Origin of the sequence: Bacteroides timonensis, assembly GCF_000513195.1 — a bacterium.
GTDB classification, from domain to species: Bacteria; Bacteroidota; Bacteroidia; order Bacteroidales; family Bacteroidaceae; genus Bacteroides; species Bacteroides timonensis.
In genome coordinates this window covers 65870-84143 of record NZ_CBVI010000002.1, presented here as the reverse complement: position 1 = coordinate 84143, position 18274 = coordinate 65870, and the positions used below count along the sequence as shown (strand labels likewise).

The window sequence follows — 18274 nt, the reverse complement described above, 5'->3', positions numbered from 1 at the left end:
ACCACAACTTTCTACGGATGGTAAGCAAAGCAAAACTGGGACAATTTCCAATCTTGAATATATGCTGGAAAACGTCCCCTTTGGGGGCGTGGAATTACAAGGGAAAAATAACTGTGAAAATGAGCCGAAAAATACGACAGAAAAAAGGTACTGCAAAACGTGCGGTCGGGAGATAACCCATCAACGGGCAGGCAGTCTCTTTTGTTCTGAAAGGTTGTACGGCAAAGAGGCGAAGCGGTGCAGGAATAAAGACAGCAACCGCAGGATGATTGTAAAACGTAAAATTGTAAATGCAATGAAGAAAGAACGAACGCTAAGAATAACCTATGAGGTGGACGGTGAGTATTACACCGATACCCTGCAGGCAAACGAATTGGCAATAACAAGGGATTGGCTGGATCGAGTGGTAAACGTGGCTGTGCTGGATGAACGCACAATAGACGATGAGAAAAAGGCAAAGGAATGTTTAACTAAATATTTGATAGACAAATGAGAAATACGGTAGAATTTAGGCAAAAGAGGTATGAGGCTTTGCGCAATGACGGGTTGTCTGTGCAGGATGCAGCGGAACAACTGGGCGTAACGAGGCAGGCATGTAGTCGATACGAAAGAAAGTATAAGGATCTTATAAAGCGAATAGCGGCAACGGAAAGATACTACGATGAGCGGTTGGCGGCTGGTGCTGGTACGGATGAGCTGGTTAAAGTGGTTGACATGCTCAATAAACTACGCTCGACCTATTACAAGTACTGATAGGAACGTATCAAAAACGTATCAACGTTACATAAAACAATGAAAAGTAACTTTTTGAGTGTGTGAATGTTAACTTTGAGACGCTGTTTTTTACACTGTATCATATTTGTATCAAGCGGATGAGTGTATATAGCATAGGCGGGCTGTAAAAGCTGTTTTTAGCTGGATTTCATGGGCTGCATTGGCTTGAATATACTGAATATCTCTATACGATGAGGCAAAAGGGCAGTGTAAACCTGTTGGGGGGTACTATTAAATTTGTATCACGATAACGGACAAAATGGCGTGTTGAAATAGCGACATTCAAAATAAACATTTAAGTTACATTAAAGTAACAGGCTTTAAATTACGACATTATGGCAAGGAAAAAAACAAAAGAAAGCGAAGTATATAGATACTTCATGTTAAGGCTGACAAACAAGGAAATAGCCAAACTGACGGACTTATCAGAACGGACGATCCAGCGAATGATTAAGGACGGACATTATAAAGAGATGGCAGAGCCTCAGCCGATTGCAGAGAAAGCCCGAAGTTTAAGAAGTAAGGGTTTGACTTATGTAGCAATAGCGGCAGCTTTAAAGTGCTCCAAAACGAGCGTATATAATTACTTGAAACGCTCGTCTAAACAGTAAGGCGTTTTTGTGGTGTGATAAGATGAGGGCAGAACATAGCGTTTTTGCCCTTTCTTTTTGGATATGCGGGACTTTTGCTATTGGGGTGATAACTTGTGCTCCTTTGCTTTTGAAAGGCTTGAAATGGGCTTGTTTTGAGTGTATTTGTTTGGTTGTCAAATAGTTAATATCAGAAATGTATCAGAAAATACGCCAAAGGTTTGCTTTATTCAATTGGTTTTCATAGCTTTGCAGTCCCTAAAATTAAAAGACATGATAGTAAAAACAAAGATTTTAAGTTATAGCCCCTTGTCGGTGCGGGTAGCGGAAACGCCCCGAACGCTTCTTTTAATGCGTAGGACACCGAAACAAGGGGTGTTTTATTTATTCCTAAAATTAAAAGATTATGATTACAAAGGTTAAGTTTGACGGTGAGGAACATTTAGCAATCGTGTTTAATTCCTCCATCTCATGGGAAGACTTACAAAGTGATGTTAACGGCTTGTTAGACCTTATGTCTGTTGCTTGTAGTGACAGTAACGAGGTGTTTACAAGTGCCATTTATTCAGCGGTTAATATAGTCCGTTATTTCCAACCAAGTACAAGTAATGCGTTTGAAATGCAAAGGGCGTTGTTTGGCGATGTATCGGAAATAACTCGTATGATTCCGAAGAAATGTGAGATATACACCAAAAAGTAGTCTATGCTGGGTTGTATTTCCAGCCGTGGCTATATTTGCCGCCTCAACACTGGGGCGGCTTTTTTGTATTCGTTTAAATGGAGTTGAAAGGCTTTTTAAAGAGTATTAAATAGGCGGGGTGCTCTTTTCTATATTGCCTCTCTTTGCTTGTGCAGGATATATTTCCTTTCATTGGGTTAATTTTGCTTCGGGTTGCTTCCTGTTTGCTTCGTATTTGATTCATTGTTTTAGCCCTATAAAAACGCAAAAAGAACTTTTTCAAAATAAAACGGAAACATTAGCGGAAACAAAATAGCCTAAGTAGTTGATACTTAGGCTATGTTTGTCGGGATGACAAGATTCGAACTTGCGACCACACGCCCCCCAGACGCGTACTCTACCGGGCTGAGCTACATCCCGAATTGCGGATGCAAAAGTAGTGCTTTATTTTGAAATAGCAAATATTTCTGTTGATTTTTGTTTTGCTATTATCTTGTTAGATAACACATCTCTCTTATTCTTAATTTGTTATGATGCAAAGTTTATTCTATGTTAGAACTAATCAAGGTATAATATGCAAGTAGCACGTAGAAATAGCCCTTTGCTTGAGGAAATAAATAATATAAAGAAAATAGCTGCTGTCTTTTAAGATAGATTGTTTGCGGGTAGAAGAGCGAGGGGGAAGCTGGGCTTTACGTCTCGCTCTTCTATTATCTCATAAAGTGTCTTTTATTATTTTGAAAGTATCTGTCGATTCTTCTTTCACCCTCTTCAGCAAGTTTTCTACGTTTTGAGAGTGGTAATATAAGATACCTTCCAATTGTTTCAGAAAACCTACATTGCTTGCCAGTTGCGTAATGAATTGCAGATGCAGACCGATTTCCCGGTTGGCTTGCAGCAGCGTCTTATGCGGGAGTGTACTTTGCAGCATATAGAATCCGCTGGCATCTTGTATTTCTGCAATGCCGTTTCCCCATTCGTGTGTGCCTATCAATCGTAGAACATGGATGAATTGTCTTAATTTGCGTTTCAGGCATTGCAGGCTTATATATTCCGAAGGCTCTTCGGCATACGTTATGTTCATAATGCCAATCAGTTGTAGATAGTACGCTTTCATGGCTTCTTCTGACGGGAAGCCCGTGCGTGGGTGCATTGCTGCGTTGGGTAATTCCTGAGCGGTTACCGGCTGAGTGTTGTTTTCCATAAATCGTAAAGTTTTAAAAGGTGAATAATTCGATTCATGGGAGAGGAGAAGAAATATAAAAGGCAATCCCCGCCTGTCCCATTGTCGAACACTAAACTCACAGCTAGTATTTGGAGGTGCATTAACACTCCCCATGGGGGTACAGGGACCGCCATATAGGAGTGACGTGGACGGACATAAAAATGCCCGCCACGGATTCTTGGCAGGTTTCCCTGCTGTGAGTTTATAATGGTTCGACATCACAAAGGTACAATAAAAAATAAAGTAGCAATGTAAATCGGGGAGGAAAATTCATTTGTTCTCCAATTAACTTTATTAATAATGCGAATCAGAAGTTGAAATTCATTCATAACCTGATAGAAATGCACATATTCCGCCTATAGTTGTATTACACTCTTTTTAGTCTGTTTCTCCTGCTTCCCCCGTACCCGAACCGTATCAGGTCCGTATTATCTCCGTATCCTAACGCTTGGACTTGACACGGCTTTGGTACGGACCAGGTACGGGGAAGGGCATGAGATTGGTTTATAAGTCGGAAAAAGAGGGCATCTATTTGGTTTACAGATGAGAAGTAATGAAATAAATTATTGCTTCCGGACATGTTGGAAACAGAATTTATGCTTACCTTTGTGCTAACTAGAAGACAAAAACAAAAGTTATGGAACAGAAAGATAAATATATACGTTTTGATTGGGCAGTGAAACGTTTGCTGCGCAATAAAGCCAACTTCGGCGTGCTCGAAGGCTTCCTTACCGTGTTGTTGGGCGAGCCTATCCACATCGTCGAGATACTGGAAAGCGAGGGCAACCAGCAACGTGAAAGCGAGAAGTTCAACCGTGTGGACATCAAAGCGCGCAATAGCAAGGATGAAATCATCATCGTTGAGGTGCAGAACACGCGCGAGATATACTATCTGGAGCGCATCCTCTTCGGCGTTGCCAAGGCCATCACGGAGCATATCGAGTTGGGCGAGCTTTACTCGGAAGTGAAGAAAGTGTACTCCATCAGCATTCTCTATTTCGACATCGGCAAGGGGAACGATTACCTGTATCACGGTCAGAACTCCTTTGTGGGCGTGCATACGGGCGATTTTCTGGAGGTCACCACCAAAGAGAAGGACGCTATCGTGCGCAAGCTGCCTGCCGAAATCTTCCCCGAATACTTCCTGATTCGTGTGAATGAGTTCAACAAGGTGGCCGTCACCCCGCTTGAGGAGTGGATAGAGTATCTGAAAACCGGTATCATTCGCCCCGATACGAAAGCTCCCGGACTGGAAGAGGCACGCCGCAAACTGATTTATTACAATATGGACAGGTCGGAACAACTAGCGTATGACGAGCATATCAATGCCGTGATGATTCAGAATGATGTGCTGAGTACGGCGGCGGCGGAAGGCAGACAGGAAGGCAGACAAGAAGGCAGACAAGAAGGACTGGCAGAAGGGCTTGAACAAGGAAAGCAGGAGAAAAACATAGAGAATGCCCGTACGATGAAAGCCTTGAATATCTCCTCAGAGGTCATCCACCAAGTGACGGGTTTAGCCATCAAAGACATAGAAGAGCTATAAATAGCAAGATACTATTCATTTTCGTCTCGCCCGATTTTCGTTTTTTGAGAATTAGGCGGGACGTTCTGTTTTCCGGCGTAGTTTTTCTTACATACATCCTTGGTAGGTTTATGTCTCTGTCTCTAAGATGCAAGCCTTACAGGTTTAGGAAATACACGTTGGCAAATCATCATTTCATTCAAAACCGCTCCGATAATGAGTTGAATTCGATTCCTGATTTCCATTAACAATACCGAAATAAAGGATCGATGAATAAAACTGATCTTCGGAAAGGTATGACTGCAAAAAAAACGCTACTCAGTTCTGAAACTTTAGAGAATCAATGTATTATAGTCTCTCTGAAAATCTTTATCTTTGCGGACAGTTTGAAAACAGAAGTGAATAATAATTGATACAATAACTTAAAACAACCAGAATCAAATGAAGCAGGATATGATTGTTATCCTTGACTTGGGTAGTCATGAGAATACGGTATTGGCTCGCGCCATCCGTGCGTTAGGTGTATATAGTGAGATCTATCCTCATGATATAACCGTTGAAGAACTGAAAAAGTTGTCCAATGTAAAGGGCATTATTATCAATGGTGGACCGTGTAACATAGTAGATGGCGTTGCCATCGATGTGAATCCTTCTATCTACGAGGCGGGAATTCCAGTGATGGCTGCCGGTCATGACAAAGCGACTTGTGCGGTGAAACTGCCACAGTTTACTGATGATATTGAAGCTATCAAAGCAGCTGTTAAGCCTTTCGTTTTCGAAACTTGCAAGGCCGAAGCTAATTGGAACATGACCAACTTCGTGAATGATCAGATTGAATTGGTACGTCGTCAGGTGGGTGACAGAAAAGTATTGCTGGCCCTTTCCGGTGGTGTTGACAGTTCCGTAGTGGCAGCTCTGTTGCTGAAAGCAATTGGCGACAATCTGGTATGCGTGCATGTAAATCACGGTCTGATGCGTAAAGGTGAATCCGAAGATGTAGTAGAAATGTTCGGTAATCAGCTGAAGGCGAATTTGATCTATGTAGACGTTACCGACCGCTTCCTTACTAAACTGGAAGGTGTGGAAGATCCCGAACAGAAACGCAAGATTATCGGCGGAGAGTTTATCCGCGTATTCGAAGAAGAAGCGCGTAAACTGGACGGTATCGACTTCTTAGGCCAGGGAACTATCTACCCTGATATTGTGGAAAGCGGAACGAAAACGGCCAAGATGGTGAAGTCTCACCACAATGTAGGCGGTCTGCCGGAAGATCTTCAGTTCGAACTTGTGGAACCGTTGCGTCAGCTTTTCAAAGACGAAGTACGGGCATGTGGTCTTGAACTGGGCTTGCCTTATGAAATGGTTTATCGTCAACCCTTCCCCGGTCCCGGTCTGGGTGTGCGTTGTTTGGGTGCTATCACACGCGATCGTTTGGAAGCTGTGCGCGAGTCCGATGCTATCCTGCGTGAAGAGTTCCAACTTGCCGGACTGGATAAGAAAGTGTGGCAATATTTCACTGTGGTACCCGACTTCAAGTCAGTTGGTGTGCGCGACAATGCCCGTTCTTTCGAATGGCCGGTTATCATCCGTGCTGTCAATACGATCGACGCGATGACCGCTACCATCGAACAGGTAGAATGGCCTGTCCTGATGAAAATTACGGATCGTATCCTGAAAGAAGTAAAACATGTGAATCGTGTTTGCTACGATATGTCTCCGAAGCCTAACGCTACTATCGAATGGGAATAAAAGACTTTTTGCTAAATAGCTAGAGCATTAAGCCCTTTCGGATACTTCATTTAAAGATACTTTCCGTATCTTTGCTATATCTCTTACAAAAGGTGGCATCTTTTGCTGTAAAAGATGCCATCTTTTGTGTTATAAGATGCCACCTTTTGCTACAAAAGATGCCATCTTTTGCATGGAAGGAATAAGAGAAAGATATCAAAGGTAGTAATTAAAAACACGTAAAGACTATGGGAATGATTTACTTGGTAAGAAAGAAGCTCTTCCAGACTAAGGAAGGTGCAAAACAACTGTATTATGCCGTGCAACGTACACTGCAACCCAGAGGTGGGGTGACCGAAGATATACTGGCAAAACGAATCGCTCACCGGACGGGCAGGAGCGAAGGTGATGTAAAAGGAATATTGACCGACCTGCCTCACTTCATAGAAGAGGCCTTGAAGAATGGGGAGTCGGTATCCATCAAAGGACTGGGCTCTTTCCATATTGCGATAACCAGCGAGGGCTTTGAACACCCCGAAGACGTGATGCCGGGAACCGTGCGCATTTCGCGCGTTTACTTCACCGCTGACCGCGGATTGACCAGGGAATTAAGCCGGGAAATGAGATTTTTCCGCTATCCACTGAGCAAATACTTCCCGGCAAGTATGCTAAGCAAGAAAGTTGTGGAAGCAGAGAAGAAGGCGGAACTACAAGGAGAATTTCCGGAAGAAGACATAACTGAGAAACCCTAAAGAATACCCCTTCCACACTCTACCCCCTATGAATAAAGGGTTGCAGAAGTGTGGAAGGGGAAATAGTACAAGTGCACAGTGAGGTTATACCCCCATGCATTCCCGATAAAAATCGAACATTTCGTAAATGGTATCTTTGTCGGCAGTCTGGTTGAGGCAGATGTCTCCGACTTCTTTCAATAGAGTGAAGTTGATGACGCCGGCAGTGTTCTTCTTGTCATGCTTCATCAGCTCATAAAGTTGGTCGTACTGTTTGCAATTGAAGGCAAAGCCACCGTAGTTCTCTTTGATGAACTGAATGGTCTGGCGCATTTTCTCTTTCGGAAAACCTACCTTTATATAAGAAAGGTATAGCTCGCAGACAATTCCCCAAACAACAGCATAACCATGTAATACGGGGCGACCTTCGGCAAGAGCCAGACTTTCGAAGGCATGACCTACGGTATGTCCCAGGTTCAGCGCCTTGCGGATGCCGTGTTCCAGAGGATCTTGTTCCACGATATCCTCTTTTACTTGTACGGAACGGCCCACCATTGATTTCAGTGCAACGTAATCTATCTTGTCCGTATCGAAAGCCAATAATTCGGCAAGGTGCTCCGGGGTACTGATAAGACCGTGCTTCAACATCTCGGCATAACCGGAGAAGAAGTTGTGGGCATCGAGGCTGCGCAGGAACTCCGTTTCAAGAAGTACACTGGCGGCAGGTGCGAAAACACCGATTTCGTTCTTCAACCCGTTGAAGTTGATACCCGTTTTGCCTCCTACGGAAGCATCCACCATGGCCAGCAGGGTGGTGGGGATATTGATATAGGCAATGCCCCGCTTGAAGGTAGAAGCGGCGAAGCCACCCAGGTCGGTCACCATGCCGCCACCCAGGTTAATCAGTAATGAATGGCGTGTAGCTCCCTGTTCGCTTAGAGCTTGCCAAACGGAAGCCAGGGTTTCCAGATTCTTGTGCACATCTTCGGCACCGATAACGATTTCGGTAGCCTCTTTCAGTGCCGGAATGTCATTGAGTTGCGGCAGACAGAGGCGGTGGGTATGCTCGTCGGTCAATATGAAGAGCTTGTCATGGGGACAATTCCCGATGGCGTTTGCCAGGCTGCTTTCCAGTTTCTCGCAAAGGATTACTTCTTGTTTACTCATCTGATTAATTACAAATTACGAATTATAAATTACTGATTGTGGATTCTAAATTATGAAAGAGATGGATACCTTCTTTGTTAATTGTGGTACAAAGATAGCTCTTTTGGCAATAAAACGTTATCTTTGCCCATCGAAAATCGATGGGCTGACATGATGTTTCTGCCATCTGCCCCCCACAATCTATAATTTATAATTAGTAATTCATAATTCGTAATTTTAAAATGAGAGCATTACTACCAGTTTATTGTCGTCTATTAGGATATTTTGTGATAGCTTTGGCACTGTTTCTTCCGTTCCTGATGTTGATGCTGGGGAAAATGACGGATTCCAACCTCTTGTTTTATAAAGAATGTTCTAAGCTGCTGATGATGCTTGGCGCATTGATGATTCTGTTTGCCTACACCAAGAACGAGAATAAGGAAACTGAGCAGGTCCGTAATAGGGCTACACGTAATGCCATGTTCCTGACCGTATTATTCATCTTTGGCGGTATGCTCTATCGCCTGGCGAAAGGAGACATCATGAGTGTGGATACTTCTTCTTTTCTGATCTTTCTGATACTGAATGTTCTTTGCCTGGAATTTGGTATAAAAAAAGCGGCAGTTGATAGATTGTTTAAGCGAGATCGTCGATAATTAGAATATTTTATTTAAACCTCATTAAACTTTTCCATTGAAAGCTTGTCAAATGAAACAGTATAAAAACAGACATTTTGTTTCATAAAAAACAGGCGCATGAAAAAAGTAATCATCGGAACAGTGTTATTGCTGACAACCGCACTTTCCGCTTTCTCACAGACTAAGAACATTACCGTAGCGGGGCGTGTCATCGAGGATGACACGAAAGAGCCCGCAGTACAAGCCACAGTACAGTTACTTTCGTTACCGGACAGTGCATTTGCGGCGGGTATCGCCACTACAGCACAGGGATATTTCACTTTACCCAAAGTGAAGGCCGGGAAGTATGTATTGAAAGTTTCCTATATCGGTTTCCAACCTACAGTGCTTCCTTTGCAACTGTCGGCTCAAAATCTCAATAAGAATGTAGGTACGCTGGCTCTGAAGACAGATGCCGTGATGCTGGCAGAAGCGGTGATTACCGCAGAAGCTCCGCAAGTACAGGTAGTGGAAGATACGTTAATGTACAATTCCAGTGCTTACCGCACACCGGAAGGGGCCATGCTGGAAGAGCTGGTGAAGAAACTCCCCGGTGCCGAAATTGATGATGACGGTAACGTGAAAATCAATGGTAAGGAGTTGAAAAAGATCATGGTAGATGGAAAGGAATTCTTTGGTGGAGACGTGAAAACGGGCTTGAAGAACTTGCCGGTGGAGATGATCGATAAGCTGAAGACATATGACAAGCAGTCGGACCTGGCACGTATCACGGGTATTGATGACGGCGAGGAAGAAACCGTCCTTGACTTGACGGTGAAGAAAGGTATGAACCGTGGATGGTTTGGTAATGCAGATGCAGCCGTGGGTACTGAAGACCGCTACGCAGCCCGTTTAAATGTAAATCATTTTGTGGATAAGACACAGGTAACCGTCATTGGTTCTACCAATAACGTGAATAACCAGGGCTTTTCAGGTGGTGGAGGTGGTCCCCGCTGGCGTCGTAACAATGGTTTGAACGCGCCTAAAGAATTGGGTATCAGTTTTGCCACAGAGAATAAGAAGATAGAACTGGGAGGAAGTGCCCAATATAATTATAATGACGCTGATATCTCTAATATCAACTCGTCCGAGCGCTTCTTGCAGAATGGTAATTCATATTCCAACTCCAACTCAGTCAACCGGAACAAGAATTCTACATTCAGAGCCGATTTCCGTATGGAGTGGAAGCCGGATTCAATGACGAATATCATTTTCCGCCCGAACTTCTCTTATGGTAAGACGGATAATGTTTCGAGCTCATTGTCGGGAACCTTTAATGCTGACCCGTTCAGTTTGGTTGCTAACCCGAATGATTATCTTGATTTTGATGCAATAAGTAGCGTAGACCCGTTGAAAGAGATACGTGTAAATGCTACAAACAGCGGTACGCTTTCCGACAGCAAGAGCATTTCGACAGATGCGACTTTGCAGATTAACCGTAAGCTGAATGATAAAGGACGTAACATTACATTCCGCGGACGCTTCGGCTATGGCGATAATGACAATAATCAGTACACGGAATCTACGACACGTTACTATCAGATTCCTACGAACCCGGACTCTACTTTGATTCGTAATCAGTATATCACTACTCCGACCAATAACTATAATTATAGTGCGCAAATTACGTATAGCGAACCGATTGCACGGGCCACTTTCCTGCAATTCAGCTATCAGTTCCAGTATAAATACAGCGAGAGTGACAAGACGACTTATGATTTGTATCAGATTAGTCCGGAGTGGGGAATTGGCGAACCGTTGCCTGCCGGTTACGAGAATCATGCAGTGGATAGCTTAGGTAAATATGCCGAATACAGATACTATAATCATGATGCATCCGTATCGCTGCGTTTCATTCGTGAAAAGTATCAGTTGAGTGCAGGTATATCTTTCCAACCACAGAGTTCCAAGCTTTCTTATAAGAAAGGAAATTATATGATCGATACGACGCGTTCCGTATTCAATTTTGCTCCGAATGTCGATTTCCGTTATCGCTTCTCCAAGGTAAGCCAGTTGCGCTTTAACTATCGCGGACGTACCGGTCAGCCGAGTATGGAAAACCTGTTGCCGATTGTGGACAACTCCAATCCGTTGAATATCCGTGTTGGTAACCCGGGCTTGAAGCCTTCTTTCACGCACTCTATGCGTTTGTTCTACAATACGTATAATGCAGAACTTCAACGGGGTATCATGACGCATGCCAGTTTCTCGGCTACGCAGAACAGCATCAGTAACAGTACCGAATACAATGAACAGACCGGTGGACGAACCACAACGCCGAAGAATATCAATGGCAACTGGAGCGCATTCGGTATGTTCGGGTTCAATACGGCGCTGAAGAATAAGAAGTATACCATCAATTCATTCTCTAATATCAATTATCAGAATAATGTGGCGTATCTGTATAATCAGGAAACCAAAGTTGATGATAAGAATACGACAACGGGCTTGACACTGAGTGAACGTTTGAATGGCGCTTACCGTAATGATTGGTTCGAATTCGGTTTGAACGGTTCTATTTCTTACACTGCTGAACGTAATAAACTGCGTCCGGACAATAACCAGGAACCTTATACTTTCTCTTATGGTGCCAATACTCAGTTGATGGCTCCGTGGAACATGACTTTCACTACCAATATCGCCAATCAGAGTCGTCGTGGTTATACGGATTCAAGTATGAACCGTAATGAGCTGATCTGGAATGCACAACTCTCGCAGACTTTCCTGAAAGGTGCGGCAACGATAAGTTTTGAAATGTATGATATCCTGAAACAACAAAGTAACATTAGCCGTTCATTGACGGCAGATGGTCGTTCGGTTTCGGAGTACAATGGTGTTAACAGCTACTGTATGGTGCACTTTATCTATCGCCTGAATATCTTTGGTAACAAGGCTGCCCGTGAGAAGATGGGTAGAGGTGGATTTGGTGGTCCTGGCGGACCTGGTGGACGTCCCGGTGGATTTGGCGGACGCCGTTTTTAAAGTAAACTGACCAGTTATTATTATAAGTTTCTCCTTCCATTCGCTTTCGCTGAAAGAGATGGAAGGGGATTCTGTTTTTTCTTTTTTCCATTAAAAAAACAGGAATTCTTTTATTTTCTCTATATTTGCTTTTGTGATTGACTGGAACTATATACTAAACCAAGTAGCTACCGTCGCCTTTGATATTATTTACTTTGGCGCTATCATCGGAACAATTGTTGTTATCATTCTCGACAATCGTAATCCGGTGAAGACACTGGCATGGATATTGGTATTGATGTTTCTGCCTGTTGTGGGACTGGTCTTTTACTTCTTTTTCGGGCGTAGCCGGAGGCGCGAGCGAATAATAGAGCAGAAGATTTATAACCGTCTGTTGAATAAACCGATGGTGGAATATCTGGCGCAGGATGCCACTACCTTGCCTATAGCTTATAGCCGGCTCATTTCTTTATTTCGCAATACAACCCAGGCGTTTCCTTTTGACGGCAACCGTGTAGAGACTTATACCAGCGGTGCTTCCATGTTGCAATCCCTGTTGCGGGAACTGGCTAAAGCCCGGCAACATATCCATATTGAATTTTATATTTTTGAGGATGATGCCATCGGGCGAATGGTGCGGGATGTACTGATAGAGAAAGTACGGGCGGGCGTTGAGGTGCGTGTCATCTATGATGATGTAGGATGCTGGCATGTGCCCAACCGTTTCTATGATGAAATGCGTTCGGCAGGTATCGAGGTACGCAGCTTTCTGAAAGTACGTTTCCCCCTGTTCACCAGCAAAGTGAACTATCGCAACCACCGTAAGATTGTTGTGATTGACGGGCGAATCGGTTTTGTGGGTGGGATGAATCTGGCAGAACGCTATATGCGTGGGTTTTCATGGGGTATTTGGCGCGATACGCATCTTTTATTGGAAGGCAAAGCCGTGCATGGCTTGCAGACCGCTTTCTTGCTCGACTGGTATTTTGTAGACCGTACTTTGATCAGTGCCTCCCGTTATTTCCCGAAAATGGAGGCATCGGGTAATTCGTTAGTACAGATTGTGACGAGTGATCCTATCGGTCCCTGGAAAGAAATTATGCAAGGATTGAGTATGGCAATTTCCGGTGCGAAGAAATATTTCTATATACAGACCCCTTACTTCTTGCCTACGGAACAGATACTGGCTGCCATGCAAACGGCCGCATTGGCAGGAGTTGATGTTCGACTGATGCTGCCCTTGCGTGCGGACAATCGCCTTACGCATTTAGGTTCTTGTTCCTATCTGGCAGATGTATTGCAGGCTGGTGTGAAAGTTTATTTTTATAAGATAGGTTTTCTGCACTCCAAACTGATGGTGTCGGATGATGAACTTACTACTGTTGGCTCTACCAATGTGGACTTCCGCAGCTTCGAGCATAATTTTGAGGTGAACGCTTTTATTTATGATACTGAAACTGCACTGCAAATGCGTGAAATCTTTCTTCAGGATCAACGCGAGTGTGTGCAGATCTTTCTTAAAAACTGGGTGAAGCGTCCCTGGTGGCGGAAAGCTGCCGAGAGTGTGGTGCGACTGATGGCACCGCTTTTATAATGAAGAATGAAGAATAAATATCGAGAAGTTCACACTGCCATATACCCGTCTCTCTACAAAGTTCGGATGATCTTCGAAGTTATCTTTCTTTCCATGTTCCAATACAAGCAAGCCTTCCTCTTTCAAGAGATTGTTTTCGAAGATAAGATTAGGAATGGTTTCCAATCCCTGCAATTCGTACGGAGGATCGGCAAAGATAAAATCGAACTGTTCACGTCCTCCTTTGATGAATTTGAATACATCGCCACGGATAGGGATACATTTATCGGTCTTTACCTCTTGCATTATCTTACAGATGAAAGCATGGTGGTCCCGGTCTTTTTCAACGCTGATTACGCGGTCGCAACCCCGTGATACCAGTTCGATGCTGATGCTGCCGGTTCCTGCAAAGAGATCGAGTGCGGATACTCCGTCCTCAAAATCCAGATAGTTGGCAAGTACATTGAACAGATTCTCTTTGGCAAAATCTGTTGTGGGCCGTGCCTTGAAGGTACGGGGCACGTCAAATCTTCTTCTTTTATATATTCCGCTGATTACTCGCATGTGGTTATTGCTTGTAGGTCGAGGTTAGTGGCAGGGTTCATGATGAATACCTGCCGGATGAATTTTCGTAGTTCACTGAGCAAAGCTTCTTTGTCGGACAATTCACCGGTGAGGTGCATTTCGTCACGTTCCTGTTCAAAGCCGAGTTGCTTCCATATATATAATAGGTAATAGATGCGGTCCGCTGTCTGTTTACATTCAAAAGAGTTGGCAAGCAACAGGTGATTGCGGTCGTAGCAATACAGGTCGGCGGCATCTTTCCGCAGATGCACGTACATTTTCCGGCTGTTGCCCAGGCGGCTTTTGCTGGAGAAATGTTCGATGAACGAACTTGCCTGTGAATAAAATCTTACATCGGGATATTGTTCGCATAGGAAAGAACGGGCACTCTTGTCCATACTGAACAATACTACGGCATTATTCTTTCGCAGAATGTTGTATTGCACAATTTCGTTTTCCCGTTTCGGGTGGTTATGATAAAAAAGTGTTTCCGTCTGTTCGTCTTCAAAGAACTCCAGCGGCACGAGGGTGAAGCGCTTGTCCGCCATGAGTATATTTACCCGGCGATAAGGGTGTTTAAGCCATTCCACTTCACGGAAAGTCTGTTTTAGATTGGCTGTGAGGGAGAGTGATTCTTCTACTTTCTGGTCAAAGAAAGAGAGCTCGCCTTCACCCAGAGGGTTGAATACAGAAAAAGAAAATCCATCCGCACTGAGGCGGATGGATAACGTATATTGTTCCGATTTACTAAAGTCAATCGTTTCTATCATACAGTGTTGCGGATAGGGAATTATTCCCAGTTACCTGCGTTATTGTTAGCAGTTTCCAAGCTACCGATCATCAGACCGCAGTATTTACCCAACTTAGTTTGTACGTCTTTCATGTTAGCAATTTCTTGCTTGTCCAGACCACCCAGGTAAGTTTCATACGGAGTCTTAACTTCGAGCAGACAGAAAGGAGCACCGGATTTAGCTGTATCGTTCTTGATAGCCATTTCGAATTGTGCGCCGCCACCGTAAGGGACATATCTCATAGAATCAGGATTGAAACCTTTGGGGAATACTGTATCCAATACTGCAACCCACATGGTGTCACGCTTGAAGTTTTCCAAGCCTGCTTTCTTTACTTCATCGTATTTACCGGTTTTCTTAGCTTTGTTGATAATGGCAATAGCTTTTCTTTCTGTCATACCGTCTTCCAACTGCTTGTCATTCAATTCACCTTGTTTGAAGATGAACGGCAACTTCTGATTTTTAACGAAGTCAATCAAAGTGTCGAAACTTGCCGTGTACTGTTGGTGGTTCAAGTTACGATACTCCTGCTGTGCTTTACGGATGTCCATTAAGCGGGCAATAACTGCCTTCTCTCTGTGCTTTCTAGCCTTTTCGAAATTAATAGGACCCATAACGCTGGTATAGCAGATGTAGATCAGTACCACTGCACACAAGCCTAAAACGATATTAAATACTGTTTTCATGATAAATATGTTTTTTAGTTGTTATATTCGTACCGCAAAAATAAAATAAATAATTCTAATGGCGATAGTTCCTGTAACTTTTTTCTATTACAAAAATGATAAATAACTATTTAGAAACGCAAATTAAGGAAAATTTTCCTTATGAACCAACTTTTGAGCAAGAAATAGTACTAAAATCATTAGCTGCCTTCTTGTTATCTCCCCGTAATGATGCGGTTTTTGTGCTGCGCGGATATGCTGGTACAGGAAAAACTTCGCTGGTCGGAGCGCTGGTACGGACATTGGATAAGTTGCAACAGAAGTCAATTCTGTTGGCTCCTACGGGGCGGGCGGCGAAAGTCTTTTCGGCTTATGCGGGGCATCCGGCGTTTACTATTCACAAAAAGATTTACCGTCAGCAGTCTTTCTCCAATGAGGTGAGTAACTTCTCTGTAAACGATAATTTGACTACTCATACCTTATATATAGTGGATGAGGCTTCGATGATTTCGAACGAGGGGTTATCCGGTGCTGTGTTTGGTACAGGGCGTTTGCTGGACGATTTGATACAGTTTGTTTATTCCGGTACAGGATGTCGATTGATACTGATGGGGGATACGGCGCAGCTTCCTCCGGTGGGTGAAGAACAGAGTCCTGCCTTGTTTGCCGAGGCACTGAAAGGTTATGGGCTGGAGGTGATAGAGGTAGATTTGACGCAGGTAGTACGTCAGGTGCAGGACTCCGGTATATTATGGAATGCTACCCGGTTGCGCCAACTTATAGCTGAAGATACCTGCGAGAGTCTGCCAAAGATAAAGGTATCGGGGTTCGCTGATATAAAGGTAGTTCCGGGCGATGAACTGATAGATACGTTGAGCACTTGCTACGACCGTGACGGGATGGATGAAACCATTGTCGTATGCCGTTCCAATAAGCGTGCGAATATCTATAATAATGGTATACGCGCGCAAATCCTTTGGCGGGAAGATGAATTGAACACGGGCGACTTGCTGATGGTAGCAAAGAATAATTACTACTGGACAGAAAAAAGTAAAGAAATGGATTTCATTGCCAATGGTGAGATAGCTGTTCTTCACCGGATGCGTCGTACACGTGAGTTGTATGGTTTCCGTTTTGCAGAAGTTCTGCTCACTTTTCCTGATTACGGGGATTTTGAACTGGAAGTTAATCTATTGTTAGATACTTTGCATAGTGATGCGCCGGCTTTGCCTAAAGCGGACAATGACAGGCTGTTTTATGCTGTGCTCGAAGATTATGCTGACATTCCTGTAAAGCGCGAACGGATGAAAAAGATGAAGGCTGATCCGCATTATAATGCTTTGCAAGTGAAGTATGCTTATGCCGTTACTTGCCATAAAGCGCAGGGTGGGCAATGGAAGAATGTATTTCTTGACCAGGGGTATATGACGGATGAATATTTGACACCGGATTATTTCCGCTGGTTATATACGGCTTTTACCCGTGCCACAGGTACTTTGTATCTGGTGAATTACCCGAAAGAACAAATCGTATAAATAGCTGGGATTAAAAAAATATCTGTTCGCATGCAGTAATTAACTATTTACTGCATTTTCATTATATGAATCCGATATAAAAAGACTAAAACAATGAAACACATCTATTCTATTCTAATGTTGATTTCACTCTTGTTTGTGGGTACTGCATGCGAGGATGATTATCGTGATATGGTATTTTTTACGGGAGAGGCGCCTATTTACCAGGTTGGGACTTGTGATAACCTGATCGGTTCCGTGAATCTCTATTTGAGTAAACCGGAAGGTATTATTGTCGGTGTGGATGGAGGTGATGGCAACTATGCCATAATAAACGGCGACGATGCTGTGGTAACCGCTGCTTTTGTGAAAAATGAAAATGGTTATCAGCGCATATTGGTTACTCCTAAAGCACAAGGTGAGACTGCGATAACGGTAAGAGACGGTAGTGGTTCTTCGGCAATGCTGCGAGTGAAAGTAGATGAGTGTGTGAAATTTGTTTTGTATAAGGCAAAGGACGGCATTGTGCTTACCGGGGAGGCAACGGAAGAGCAAAAGAAGAATATAGCGGATGCATTCGCCGACTTCTTTACCGTAAAAGTGGGAGGATGCTATGAGATGATACCGGATAACGAATCTGAGATGTGGGAAAAAGGAACTTTACGTGTTCGTCCGGATGATTCTGCTATTGCTCCTATGATAGGGCGGTACGAAAGAGTGCCGGTTGTTGACGGTGAAGTGGAACGTTTAGGCCTGCTGTTTAAGTATAATAATGAAGAGCATTTCTACACTTTCAATGGTCCTGGTCTCACCAGAATGTCTGTAATGGAATATATGGACTTTTGGGAAGACGTTACCGAAGCCTGTCCGGTAGAAGTTCCGGCAGGATGCAGGGTTTACCATGTGGAACGCTTGAGCCCATACAATCAGAGTATAAATAATTGAAAAAGATATACTAATCTAACCTTTTTGTCAAGAGAGAATTTATGTATGTTTAACGGAACGGGAGGGCTTCGGCTTTCCCGTTTCTTTTTTCTGCAAACAGATGATGTGTTAACCTGAAACAGATGATGAATTTTATTCAAACAGACGGTGCATTTTGCTCAAACAAACGGTCTGTTTTTCGTAAAC

17 protein-coding genes and 1 tRNA gene are annotated in these 18274 nt (G+C 43.6%); 12 read left to right on the top strand and 6 right to left on the bottom strand.

The genetic code is table 11. The annotated features are described in order from the left end of the window. The 4 genes from BN161_RS30065 to BN161_RS01925 form a co-directional block, all read left to right on the top strand. Positions 1 to 493 (top strand): hypothetical protein (locus BN161_RS30065; protein WP_209441879.1); only part of this gene is annotated, 493 nt, incomplete at its 5' end. Continuing rightward, the gene (locus BN161_RS01935) at positions 490 to 753 is read left to right on the top strand and encodes a helix-turn-helix domain-containing protein (protein WP_044262520.1); all 264 of its coding nucleotides are present in this window, start codon (positions 490 to 492) and stop codon (positions 751 to 753) included. The genes BN161_RS30065 and BN161_RS01935, both read left to right, overlap by 4 nt. Positions 754 to 1109: 356 nt before the next feature. Further along, positions 1110 to 1385 carry a DUF2481 family protein gene (locus BN161_RS01930; protein ID WP_125910716.1) on the top strand — a complete coding sequence of 92 codons (276 nt, stop codon included), beginning with the start codon at positions 1110 to 1112 and terminating at the stop codon, positions 1383 to 1385. 385 nt (positions 1386 to 1770) lie between these two features. Then, on the top strand, positions 1771 to 2064 hold the full coding sequence (locus BN161_RS01925; protein WP_044262516.1) for a hypothetical protein: 294 nt from the start codon (positions 1771 to 1773) through the stop codon (positions 2062 to 2064). A 325-nt stretch (positions 2065 to 2389) separates the two neighbouring features. On the opposite strand, the gene BN161_RS01920 is transcribed toward BN161_RS01925, so the two are convergent. Together BN161_RS01920 and BN161_RS01915 are read right to left on the bottom strand one after the other, a co-directional pair. Next, positions 2390 to 2463 (bottom strand) — tRNA-Pro (locus BN161_RS01920). 295 nt (positions 2464 to 2758) lie between these two features. Next, positions 2759 to 3247, bottom strand: a complete 489-nt coding sequence (locus tag BN161_RS01915) for a hypothetical protein (protein ID WP_044262513.1) — start codon at positions 3245 to 3247, stop codon at positions 2759 to 2761. A 658-nt stretch (positions 3248 to 3905) separates the two neighbouring features. Between BN161_RS01915 and BN161_RS01910 the strand changes: the two genes are divergently transcribed. The 3 genes from BN161_RS01910 to BN161_RS01900 all read left to right on the top strand — a co-directional run bounded on the left by BN161_RS01910 (position 3906) and on the right by BN161_RS01900 (position 7273). After that, positions 3906 to 4814, top strand: a complete 909-nt coding sequence (locus BN161_RS01910) for an Rpn family recombination-promoting nuclease/putative transposase (protein ID WP_044262511.1) — start codon at positions 3906 to 3908, stop codon at positions 4812 to 4814. Positions 4815 to 5234: 420 nt separating this feature from the next. Next, positions 5235 to 6542, top strand: a complete 1308-nt coding sequence (gene guaA / locus BN161_RS01905) for a glutamine-hydrolyzing GMP synthase (RefSeq protein WP_044262509.1) — start codon at positions 5235 to 5237, stop codon at positions 6540 to 6542. Between the two features lie 227 nt (positions 6543 to 6769). Beyond that, complete coding sequence (locus BN161_RS01900) at positions 6770 to 7273, top strand: HU family DNA-binding protein (RefSeq protein ID WP_044262508.1); 504 nt, start codon at positions 6770 to 6772, stop codon at positions 7271 to 7273. Between the two features lie 84 nt (positions 7274 to 7357). Here the strand turns inward: BN161_RS01900 and aroB are convergent, their stop codons facing one another. Next, positions 7358 to 8419, bottom strand: coding sequence for a 3-dehydroquinate synthase (gene aroB / locus BN161_RS01895; protein ID WP_044262506.1), 1062 nt, complete (start codon positions 8417 to 8419; stop codon positions 7358 to 7360). Between the two features lie 221 nt (positions 8420 to 8640). Here aroB and BN161_RS01890 point away from each other — a divergent pair, with 221 nt between their 5' ends. From BN161_RS01890 to cls, 3 genes are all read left to right on the top strand, one after another. Next, positions 8641 to 9054 carry a hypothetical protein gene (locus tag BN161_RS01890; protein ID WP_044262504.1) on the top strand — a complete coding sequence of 138 codons (414 nt, stop codon included), beginning with the start codon at positions 8641 to 8643 and terminating at the stop codon, positions 9052 to 9054. Between the two features lie 99 nt (positions 9055 to 9153). Further along, the gene (locus BN161_RS01885; protein ID WP_044262503.1) at positions 9154 to 12057 is read left to right on the top strand and encodes a TonB-dependent receptor; all 2904 of its coding nucleotides are present in this window, start codon (positions 9154 to 9156) and stop codon (positions 12055 to 12057) included. A gap of 133 nt (positions 12058 to 12190) precedes the next feature. Continuing rightward, entirely contained in the window at positions 12191 to 13630 is a 1440-nt protein-coding gene (gene cls, locus BN161_RS01880) for a cardiolipin synthase (protein ID WP_044262501.1), read from the top strand. Here cls and BN161_RS01875 read toward each other — a convergent pair. Genes BN161_RS01875 through BN161_RS01865 form a run of 3 tightly spaced genes read right to left on the bottom strand, consistent with a single transcriptional unit; the run spans position 13625 to position 15650 of the window. Further along, complete coding sequence (locus tag BN161_RS01875; protein WP_044262499.1) at positions 13625 to 14173, bottom strand: RsmD family RNA methyltransferase; 549 nt, start codon at positions 14171 to 14173, stop codon at positions 13625 to 13627. The two genes, cls and BN161_RS01875, sit on opposite strands and share 6 nt — an antisense overlap. After that, a complete protein-coding gene (locus BN161_RS01870; RefSeq protein ID WP_044262497.1) occupies positions 14164 to 14943 on the bottom strand; it encodes a DUF3822 family protein in 780 nt (259 codons plus the stop codon). Before BN161_RS01870 ends, BN161_RS01875 begins: the two co-directional genes overlap by 10 nt. Before the next feature lie 20 nt (positions 14944 to 14963). After that, positions 14964 to 15650, bottom strand: coding sequence for a hypothetical protein (locus BN161_RS01865; RefSeq protein ID WP_044262495.1), 687 nt, complete (start codon positions 15648 to 15650; stop codon positions 14964 to 14966). Between the two features lie 95 nt (positions 15651 to 15745). Here BN161_RS01865 and BN161_RS01860 point away from each other — a divergent pair, with 95 nt between their 5' ends. Continuing rightward, a complete protein-coding gene (locus BN161_RS01860; RefSeq protein ID WP_044262492.1) occupies positions 15746 to 17164 on the top strand; it encodes an ATP-dependent DNA helicase in 1419 nt (472 codons plus the stop codon). Positions 17165 to 17257: 93 nt separating this feature from the next. Continuing rightward, positions 17258 to 18088, top strand: a complete 831-nt coding sequence (locus BN161_RS01855; protein ID WP_044262490.1) for a hypothetical protein — start codon at positions 17258 to 17260, stop codon at positions 18086 to 18088. Positions 18089 to 18274 lie beyond the last annotated feature (186 nt).